We start from the raw sequence: 9,341 nt of genomic DNA on the forward strand, positions 1-9,341 counted from the left end.
TATCATTTTTCATTATCTGAATAAATCACACTTTTTTCTAAGGAACTAGAGGTTTCTAGTTGCTGTTATTTATAAGAAATATACATGAATTATCAAGAAACTTTAGACTGGATGTTTGTTCAGTTACCTATGTATCAAAGACAGGGAGCTGCCGCATATAAAAAAGATTTATCCAACACTCTCTTGTTAGTTGATCATATAGGAAATCCGCATAAGAATTTTAAATCCATTCACGTTGCTGGTACCAATGGAAAGGGGTCTTGTAGTCATATGCTGGCGTCTGTGTTGCAAGAAGCAGGCTATAAGGTTGGTTTGTATACGTCTCCCCATTTGGTCGATTTTAGAGAGCGAATCAAAATAAATGGAGAAGAGATTCCTGAGGAAAATGTAATCCAGTTTATTGCAAAGAATAAGTCTTTTTTTGAAGAGAATTATTTGTCTTTTTTTGAAATGACAGTAGGTTTGGCTTTTGAATATTTCAGTGAAGAAAAAGTTGACTTTGCGTTGGTAGAAGTAGGTTTAGGGGGAAGATTGGATTCAACAAATATTATAACTCCAGAGGTTTCATTGATTACAAATATTGGTTTAGATCATACCCAATTCTTGGGGGATACTTTAGAGAAAATTGCCTTTGAAAAAGGCGGGATTATCAAAAAAAATATTCCAGTTGTTATTGGTGAATATCAAAAGGAAACTCTTCCTGTTTTTAATAAATTGGCAGAAGAGAATGATGCTGAATTGTTTTTGGCTTCTGAGTTGATTTTAGAAAGTATTGCGTCGGATTTATTAGGCGATTATCAAAAGAATAATAGCAAGTCGGTTTATCAGACTATAAAAGTACTGCAAGATAAAGGATTTTCAATTTCAGATGCTGCTGTACAGTTAGGTTTGAGTTCAGTAATTAAAAACACCAAGTTGCTTGGGAGATGGCAGATTTTACAGGATACACCTAAAACGATATGCGATACAGCACATAATAAAGAAGGTTTGACCTATACGATGAAGCAGTTGCAAAAGGAATCTTACGATCGTTTGCATATAGTATTGGGTATGGTGGATGATAAAGATTTGCAATCCGTTTTACCTTTGTTTCCAAAAAAAGCAAAATATTATTTTTGCAAACCTAATTTAGGAAGAGGCTTGGATTTGGATACACTTTGCACTAAAGCAAAGGGATTTGGTTTGACAGGAGAAGTCTTTTCTTCTGTAAATGAGGCATATGAAAATGCTAGTAAGAATGCAGCTATTGATGATTGTATTTATATTGGCGGGAGTACATTTGTAGTAGCTGAAATTTTACAATAAAAATTAAAAAAAAGTTTGGTCACATCGAACAAAGGTTCTATATTTGCCACCGCTAAGGGCAATTAGCTCAGTTGGTTCAGAGCACCTCGTTTACACCGAGGGGGTCGGGGGTTCGAATCCCTCATTGCCCACGAATGAATGAAGTCTACACGAAAGTGTAGACTTTTTTGTTTTCCGGAAACCCCAAAACGAAGTTTTGAGAGTTTACGGAAAACAAAAAAGACATTCAGCTGGTAAGCTGAGTAGACTTAATTCTCAAAGCGGGGTGAACTAGGGATATGTAATCCTGATTATATCTGTTGAGTTTTGAGAGTTTCCGGAAAACAAAAAAGACATTCAGCTGGTAAGCTGAGTAGACTTAATTTTCAAAATGTAGAGTTTAGAGATCTGTATTCCTGTCTAAGTTCTTCATAAAACTAAAAAAGGTCTACTGTTACGTAGACCTTTTTTATGAGTTGTAGGTTCTTTAGAAATAGAATTTAAGTCCTAACATGATCTTGCTGATAGCAGTTGTAGATTCTACACTTTTTAAATTGACTTTATAAAAAGTATATTGTAAGCCTAGTTCATAGTCATCAGAGCCAGAATAACCTATTTTTCCAATGTATTGACTAGAGAAACCTCTGTTGTTCATAGATACTTCTGGTGTTGATGTTATTGAATATCCTATGGCTAAAGCGATAGGTGTATCGTGCTGTTCATTTAAATCTACATCACCTAAAATACCCAATGAGTAATAGGTGTCTGTTGCTCCACGCTGTAAAGATTCTCCATGAATCGCTTCTGCATTAAATTGCAATCCATAAGAAGGGTTTAAAGCGTATGCGCCGCGCAGACCAATTCCAAGAGATGTAGCTGGGATTTTTTTACTTAATCTTAGGTACGGATCTCCGTCTATAATATCTTCTATGTATTCCGTTACGTCGATAAAACTACCGATCAAATTGTTTGCCTTTATAGAGCCGGATAGATAGAATTTTTCTGTTTCTTTTATCTTGATGAGCCAGCCAATGTCTCCACCTGATACAGTGTTTACACCATCTGCAACTATTGTTGATAGATCTGAACCAATTCTCCCAGCCATTTTAATGGATACAAACAAAGAAAGCCAATTGGTGAATTGTTGTTGGTATTGTAAATTGAAATCAGCATAAATAATTTTCCCTTGGAAGCTGAATAATTCCCTTCCGTCTTCAAGTGTGATTCCTGGGATTTTAATCAATGAGGTGCTCCCAACACCAATATCTGTTAGAAGATTTGTAGAGATAAACGGACTTTTCAATTGACTTGTAGTTAAGAATTTATGTCCGAATAATTCTGGTATTCTTTGATGTGATTTGTCAATTTCATTCTGAGCAAAAATTGAACTGAAACAAGAACAAAAAATGACGATTAGAAGTAGTTTTATTTTCATCATAATTTAGTTTTTATTTTTACCTAATGGGATTTCTATACCTGTAAGAAATTTTATGCTAGAGCTTTTAACTCTAGGTAATAAGTCGTTTACCACGGATTCTTCCGTTATGTTCATGAATCCTTGTGTATATCTAGCTTCTACAAATAATGTTGTAAATCCAAGTGGGAAACGTATACCTGCACCAAAATGCATTGAGAAATTCCAGGGTTCGATAGTTACAATTATATCTTCTTCTTCACCTCCAATTGGTGTCATTGAACTGTTTGCGAGTTTTGAGATTTCTATTCCTCCAATAGCGTAAAATTTTTCGTTTGTGCTTGTTACTTTTAAAAGTATAGGTAATGAGAAATAATTTAATTTCACTTTAATACTATCTATAGGTTCATATGCTCCATCTACTTTATGAGTGATCTTTGTTCCTTCTTGACTATACGAAGGCTGTATGCTTAGGTATATGTTTTTGGCTAGTTTTAAATCTATAAATAGTCCGAAATTTCCGCCAGTTTTACTTTTGTATTTTGTGTCTGGTTGAATATCACCATTTAATTTACTCATGTTTATTCCTGCCAATACACCGACTTTTGTCTGTGAGTAGGTTGATATGGACATGAGTAGGAGTCCAAATAATAATAAAGTAGTTTTTTGCATAAGGTTAGGTTGATTAACTATATGTTTTATTGTAAGAATAAAAATGCTTTATGACTTTTTTAAGATTATAGGCACCTAAGTCTATAATTCATAAGATTTACTAGCGTCCAATTTGATGAAAATAAAAAGAAGAATTGTAAAGCCCCATAAACCAGATCCACCGTAACTAAAAAAAGGTAAAGGAATTCCGATTGTTGGAAATAAACCAATCACCATTCCGATGTTGATAAGATAGTGAAAGAAAAATACAGCAGCGATGCCGTAGCCATAAACCCTACTAAAAGTGGTTTTTTGTCGTTCGGCAAGTTGGATAATTCTTAAAACAAAAAGTGTAAATACAATCACCAAAAAGGAAGTACCAAGAAAGCCCCATTCTTCTCCAATGGTACTAAATATATAGTCGGTTTGTTGTTCTGGTACAAAATTTCCTTGGGTACGATCCCCTTCAAGAAATCCCTTTCCAGAAAACCCACCTGATTTAATGGTAAGTACGGATTGATTTGTATTGTATCCAACCCCTCGAGTATCTGTGTTTTTTCCTAATAAGATGTTGAAACGATCTCGATGTCTTTGTTCAAAAATATGATTGTAGACATAATCTACACTAAAAATAAAAAGACCACAAAGAGCGTAAACAGCCGATATTTTCAACCAATGAAATTTTAGAGAAATATTCCTATAAAATAAAATATACAGGATAAACAGTGTAAACATTCCATAGGTGCTTAGTAATATAAGATTAAAGCCGAAGGCTAGTGTCAATATAAATAAGGCTATGGCAAAGGCCCCAATAGCGATGTAATATATGGGTAAGCCTTCTCTGTAGAGAACAAAGAAAAATGCGGTGTATACCAAAGCAGATCCAGGGTCTGGTTGCAGGGTAATTAATATAGCGGGCAGAAATATAATAATAAATGCCTTGATTTGATTTTTTACCAATTTCAAATCATACTGCTTGTCTGATAATAATTTGGCAAGAGCCAAAACGGTCGCAAATTTTGCGAATTCTGAGGGTTGTAAACTGGTGGCGCCAAGATCATACCAAGAGGTGGCACCGTTGATGCGCTTACCGAATGCAAAGAGACCTGCAAGAGAAATTAAAGAGCCGATATATACTAATGAGGCGAAACGTTCATATAGTTTAGCGTCGATAAATAGAATTAAGATGATGAGTACAAAACTAAGGCCTATCCACATCATTTGTTTTCCATACTTTGTTGTGAAATCGAAAACTTCAAAATGCTCATCTGAATAGGAAGCGGCATAGATGTTCATCCAACCAAAAACGATTAGGAAAAGGTATAACAGAACTAATGTTAGATCTATCCCAGAAAATATGTTATTCCTCTGTGCTCTCACTATTAGATAGTATTAATTGTTTTTGATATTCTTCTTCTAGATTGGTGTGTAACATTCTTTGCTCCCAATATTTATTGGTGGTTTTTCTTGTGAGATATTTTTCAATCATCAAACTGGTAATTGGGGCTGCAATCATAGAACCAAAACCTCCATTTTCAATATAAACAACAATGGCAATTTTAGGATCGTGTTTTGGAGCAAATGCCACAAAAATGGAATGATCTTCAAATTGTATTTTCTCTCCGTTGATTCTTCTAAAGTTTTCAGCTGTTCCTGTTTTTCCGCAGATTTCAATGTCTTTTAATCGAACGTGTTTGGCAGTTCCCGTTTTAAATACATCGTGCATTCCTTCAATAATTGGTGGAAAATATTTAGGGTTGATACTAGTATGTTTAAGACTTGTATACATAGAATCGATAGGAGTAGCGTCGCTCGTTTCTTTTAAAATATGAGGAGTATAAAAACTTCCTCTGTTCGCAATGGCAGCAGTCATATTTGCCAATTGAATAGGGGTTGTTAAAATTTGCCCTTGTCCGATAGCATTCGAAATCGTGTAAGTAGCTCTCCATCTTCCATCTGGATACCAACGATTGTATAAAGCAGCATCCGGAATTAATCCCTTTTGTCCTTGTGGCAAATCATACCCTAGATATTGTCCCAGGCCAAAGCTTCTCATATGTTTACTCCATGCATTCATTCCTTCCGAGGCCGTTGGATATTTTTCAATAATTTTTCTGTAGACATTAGAAAAATAACTGTTACAAGATTTTGCTAAACCTTGTCTAAGTTGAATTGGTTTGTTGTAGATTCCACAGTGGCATCCCATGAATTCGGAGTTTCTAGCTCCGTATTTATACCCATGAAAACATCGAAAAGAAGTAGTAGGTGTAATTATTTCTTCTTGTAATCCAACAAGTCCTTGTACTATTTTAAAAGGCGATCCTGGTGCGTATTGAGCCAAAAGACTCCTGTCATACATAGGTTTATTTATACTGTCACTGAAAAAGATAACAGAGTTTTTAGAGCGTTCTCTACCAACCATTAGGTTAGGGTTGTAACTTGGCATGGTAATCAAACTGAGAATTTCACCACTACCTGGTTCAATAGCAACAATTCCTCCTCTTTTTCCTGCCATGAGTGCTTCACCATATAATTGAAGTTCATTGTCTAGAGTAAGAGTTAGGTCCTTCCCATCAACTGGAATCGTATCAAAAACCCCACCTTTGTAGGATCCGATAATTTTATTGAAATGATCTCTTTGCAGATATTTAACTCCTTTTTTACCTCTTAGGAAGTTCTCGTATTGTTTTTCAACACCGGTTGTTCCGATCAATTCCCCTGCTTGATAATAAGGATTTCTTCGAGCAATTTCATCATTTACTTCATTTACATAGCCTAAAACATTGGCAGCAGAATTTTGAGGATAGTTTCTTAAAAGTTTTCTTTCGATGAAGAAACCTTTGTATTTGTGCATTTTTTCTTGAAGATACGCGTAGTCCTCCTTTGATAAATGTGCTAAAAAAACAGAGGGAAGTCGTCGAGACCAATGTTTAGCCCTGTCAAATCTCTTTAAAAAATAGGCTTTGTCAATATCTAATAATTTGCAAAATTCTAAAGTGTCTAGAGGTTTTACTTCTCTAGGGATGATCATTAGATTGTAAGATTGTTTGTTGGCAACCAATAGCTCCCCGTTTCTATCATAAATATATCCTCTTTCAGGGTAGTCAAATACTTTTTTAATTGTGGAACTTTTAAGGTTGGTTCCGGTATTCGATTGGCTAATTACTTGTAGATAGAAAAGCTTTCCTATAAAGACGAAAGCCATAGAAATAATGAAAAATGATAAAAGATATCCGCGTTTCATTATTGTAATTATTGGTTCATGAATTTATTTTTTCTTGTCAGTAAAATAGAAAGAACAATAAGGACTATTGTAAACAATCCACTGGTGAATGTTTTGAACAAGATAGTTCCAATTTCTTTTAAATTAAAATATTCTAAACCGAATAAAATAAAATGATGTAGAAAAGTAAGTATGGTAACATAAGTCACGATTCTTATAACAGGTTCATTATTCAATTTGAATAATTTAAAATCAGTGTCTTGCTTGTTGAGTATTAGGTTTAGTATAGGTAAGCTAAAATATGCCGTTGCAACTGTAGCAGCAGCATTGACACCACCTGTGTTGGAGAATATATCAATGCAAAAACCAAATAAAAATGAAACTATTAAAAAGTTGGAACGTTTAGTTTCAATTGGGTACAAGAAAATAAATAGTAAATATAAGTTTGGGTTGATGAAACCGAAAAAATAAATGTGGTTCAAGACTAGGGTTTGAATTAAAACCAATAGGACAAACCGAAAAGCAAGTATCAATGTATCTCTAGTCATTTTTTTGTAATTCTAAAATTTCTTCTTTGTCTATGTTTTGAATCGCATACACATAACCAATATTACTCATGTCCATGAATAATTCAACCTCTATATTGTCATAACTTTTATTTGTAGCATCAAAACTTCTTATGATTCCAATGGGAGTATTATCAGGAAATAGTATTGATTTACCACCAGAAACAATAGTGTCTCCGATACGGATATCCGCTTGTCTTTGGATATCTAATAATTGAGAATATCTATAATTTTGCCCATTCCAGGTAAGAGTTCCGAAATAATTGTTTTTTTTAAGACGAGCGTTGATTTTTGAGTTGCTATTTAAAACACTCAATACGGTTGCATAGTTGTTAGAAACTTTATTGACAACACCAATGATTCCTGTGTTATTCACAATCCCCATGTCTATAGCTACACCATCCAGTCTCCCTTTATTTAAGGTAAGAATATTATTTCGTTTCGTATAACTATTTTGAATGACTTTCGCTGAAATATATTTGTTCTCTATGGAAAGACTGTCAATGTTTTCTGAATGTAAGGAGTCGCTACTGACAAGAGAACGCAATCTTGCATTTTCTTCCGCAAGTCTTTGATTGTCTTTTTTTAAGACCCCGTATTCAAAAATGGAAGTAGATTTCTCTAATAATCCACCGGAAATAGCATTGGCAGAATTAAAAAATTGACTTTTGTGGTAACTGTGCGATTGTATTGTAAAGCCTATAGCAATAATTTCCAACAAGAGGAAAAGCAAGAAATATTTGTATTTTTCAATAAAATAGGCAATTTGCTGCATTGATATTGTTGGCTATAAAAGTTCAATACTGTAACGTATTAAAACTATTATTATTTTAATAAAACACTTTTGTATACTTCTATTTTTTTAAGAGCAATACCTGTTCCTCTAACAACTGCACGTAACGGATCTTCAGCGATGTATACCGGTAAGTCAGTCTTTTTAGACAAACGTTTGTCAAGACCTCTTAACATAGAACCACCACCGGCTAAATAAATACCTGTGTTGTAAATATCCGCAGCCAATTCAGGAGGAGTTTTAGACAAAGTTTCCATTACTGCATCTTCAATACGCAAAATAGATTTGTCTAAGGCCTTGGCAATTTCTCTATAAGAAACTTGTACTTGTTTAGGTTTACCACTTAATAAATCACGTCCTTGAACAAGCATGTCATCCGGAGGAGTTTCTAGATCTTCAGTTGCAGCACCTATTTGAATTTTAATTTTTTCAGCAGTAGTTTCACCCACAAATAAATTGTGTTGTGTACGCATGTAATACATAATGTCTCCAGTAAATAAATCACCGGCTACTTTTACAGATTTATCACATACAATACCTGCTAGAGCGATAACAGCAATTTCTGTAGTACCACCACCTATATCAATAATCATGTTTCCTTTTGGTTCCATGATGTCTATCCCAACCCCAATTGCTGCAGCCATTGGTTCGTAGATAAGATAGATTTCTTTTGCATTCATATGCATTGCAGAATCGCGAACGGCTCTTTTCTCAACTTCTGTAATTCCAGAAGGAATACAAATAACCATTCTCAAAGCAGGAGGGAACATTCTTTTTTTGATAGAAGGAATGTTTTTGATAAACTCCTTGATCATTTCCTCAGATGCTTGGAAATCTGCAATTACACCATCTTTCAAAGGACGGATGGTTTTGATATTTTCATGAGTTTTTCCTTGCATCAAGTTTGCTTTCTGACCTGTTGCAATTATTTTACCAGAAGACCTGTCTCTAGCTACAATAGAGGGCGCATCAACAACTACTTTTCCATTGTGAATGATAAGTGTGTTTGCAGTTCCTAAATCAATAGCAACATCTTCAATCATGAAATCAAAAAAACCCATAGTTCTTTTTGTGGTGTTATGTTAATATAAAGAATGTGTTCATCTTCTGTAGATGAACACATTCTCCAAATTTAATAAATTAATGTTTAAAATGACGAGTTCCTGTGAAAACCATTCCTATGTTGTTTGCATCACAGTAATCAACAGATAATTGGTCTTTGATAGAACCTCCTGGTTGGATAACAGCTTCGATACCCGCATTACCAGCAATCTCTACACAGTCAGGGAAAGGGAAAAATGCATCACTTGCCATTACTGCACCTTTTAAATCAAAATTAAATGTTTTGGCTTTAGTAATTGCTTGCTCTAAAGCATCTACTCTAGACGTTTGTCCAGTTCCACCAGCACA

At 34.4% G+C, this 9,341-nt stretch carries 8 protein-coding genes, 1 tRNA gene and 1 pseudogene; 2 read left to right on the top strand and 8 right to left on the bottom strand.

The window, feature by feature from the left end; genetic code table 11:
* Positions 1–84 precede the first annotated feature (84 nt).
* Both P8H68_RS00860 and P8H68_RS00865 read left to right on the top strand, forming a co-directional pair.
* Positions 85–1,305, top strand: coding sequence for a folylpolyglutamate synthase/dihydrofolate synthase family protein (locus P8H68_RS00860; RefSeq protein ID WP_300320391.1), 1,221 nt, complete (start codon positions 85–87; stop codon positions 1,303–1,305).
* 56 nt (positions 1,306–1,361) lie between these two features.
* Positions 1,362–1,436, top strand: a tRNA-Val gene (locus tag P8H68_RS00865).
* A gap of 335 nt (positions 1,437–1,771) precedes the next feature.
* On the opposite strand, the gene P8H68_RS00870 is transcribed toward P8H68_RS00865, so the two are convergent.
* The 8 genes and pseudogenes from P8H68_RS00870 to P8H68_RS00905 form a co-directional block, all read right to left on the bottom strand.
* The gene (locus P8H68_RS00870; protein ID WP_300320394.1) at positions 1,772–2,722 is read right to left on the bottom strand and encodes a hypothetical protein; all 951 of its coding nucleotides are present in this window, start codon (positions 2,720–2,722) and stop codon (positions 1,772–1,774) included.
* Positions 2,723–2,725: 3 nt separating this feature from the next.
* Positions 2,726–3,370 carry a porin family protein gene (locus P8H68_RS00875; RefSeq protein ID WP_300320396.1) on the bottom strand — a complete coding sequence of 215 codons (645 nt, stop codon included), beginning with the start codon at positions 3,368–3,370 and terminating at the stop codon, positions 2,726–2,728.
* Positions 3,371–3,451: 81 nt separating this feature from the next.
* A complete protein-coding gene (rodA, locus tag P8H68_RS00880; protein WP_300320399.1) occupies positions 3,452–4,729 on the bottom strand; it encodes a rod shape-determining protein RodA in 1,278 nt (425 codons plus the stop codon).
* Positions 4,710–6,593 carry a penicillin-binding protein 2 gene (mrdA, locus tag P8H68_RS00885; RefSeq protein ID WP_300320402.1) on the bottom strand — a complete coding sequence of 628 codons (1,884 nt, stop codon included), beginning with the start codon at positions 6,591–6,593 and terminating at the stop codon, positions 4,710–4,712. The genes rodA and mrdA overlap by 20 nt, the downstream gene beginning before the upstream one ends.
* Positions 6,594–6,601: 8 nt before the next feature.
* Positions 6,602–7,120, bottom strand: a complete 519-nt coding sequence (locus P8H68_RS00890; RefSeq protein WP_300320405.1) for a rod shape-determining protein MreD — start codon at positions 7,118–7,120, stop codon at positions 6,602–6,604.
* Positions 7,113–7,913 carry a rod shape-determining protein MreC gene (gene mreC, locus P8H68_RS00895; protein ID WP_300320408.1) on the bottom strand — a complete coding sequence of 267 codons (801 nt, stop codon included), beginning with the start codon at positions 7,911–7,913 and terminating at the stop codon, positions 7,113–7,115. Before mreC ends, P8H68_RS00890 begins: the two co-directional genes overlap by 8 nt.
* Before the next feature lie 50 nt (positions 7,914–7,963).
* Positions 7,964–8,992 carry a rod shape-determining protein gene (locus P8H68_RS00900; protein WP_300320409.1) on the bottom strand — a complete coding sequence of 343 codons (1,029 nt, stop codon included), beginning with the start codon at positions 8,990–8,992 and terminating at the stop codon, positions 7,964–7,966.
* Positions 8,993–9,071: 79 nt separating this feature from the next.
* Positions 9,072–9,341: pseudogene (locus P8H68_RS00905) on the bottom strand (bifunctional phosphoribosylaminoimidazolecarboxamide formyltransferase/IMP cyclohydrolase PurH); the annotation flags it as partial.

The sequence above is a fragment of the Flavicella sp. genome, from assembly GCF_029238425.1.
GTDB lineage: Bacteria > Bacteroidota > Bacteroidia > Flavobacteriales > Flavobacteriaceae > Flavicella.

Bases quoted from the DNA above. Each gene is read 5' to 3' on its own strand.
- P8H68_RS00860 (WP_300320391.1), top strand. From the start codon at position 85: ATGAATTATCAAGAAACTTTAGACTGGATGTTTGTTCAGTTACCTATG.
- P8H68_RS00870 (WP_300320394.1), bottom strand. From the start codon at position 2,722: ATGATGAAAATAAAACTACTTCTAATCGTCATTTTTTGTTCTTGTTTC.
- P8H68_RS00875 (WP_300320396.1), bottom strand. From the start codon at position 3,370: ATGCAAAAAACTACTTTATTATTATTTGGACTCCTACTCATGTCCATA.
- mrdA (WP_300320402.1), bottom strand. From the start codon at position 6,593: ATGAAACGCGGATATCTTTTATCATTTTTCATTATTTCTATGGCTTTC.
- P8H68_RS00890 (WP_300320405.1), bottom strand. From the start codon at position 7,120: ATGACTAGAGATACATTGATACTTGCTTTTCGGTTTGTCCTATTGGTT.
- mreC (WP_300320408.1), bottom strand. From the start codon at position 7,913: ATGCAGCAAATTGCCTATTTTATTGAAAAATACAAATATTTCTTGCTT.
- P8H68_RS00900 (WP_300320409.1), bottom strand. From the start codon at position 8,992: ATGGGTTTTTTTGATTTCATGATTGAAGATGTTGCTATTGATTTAGGA.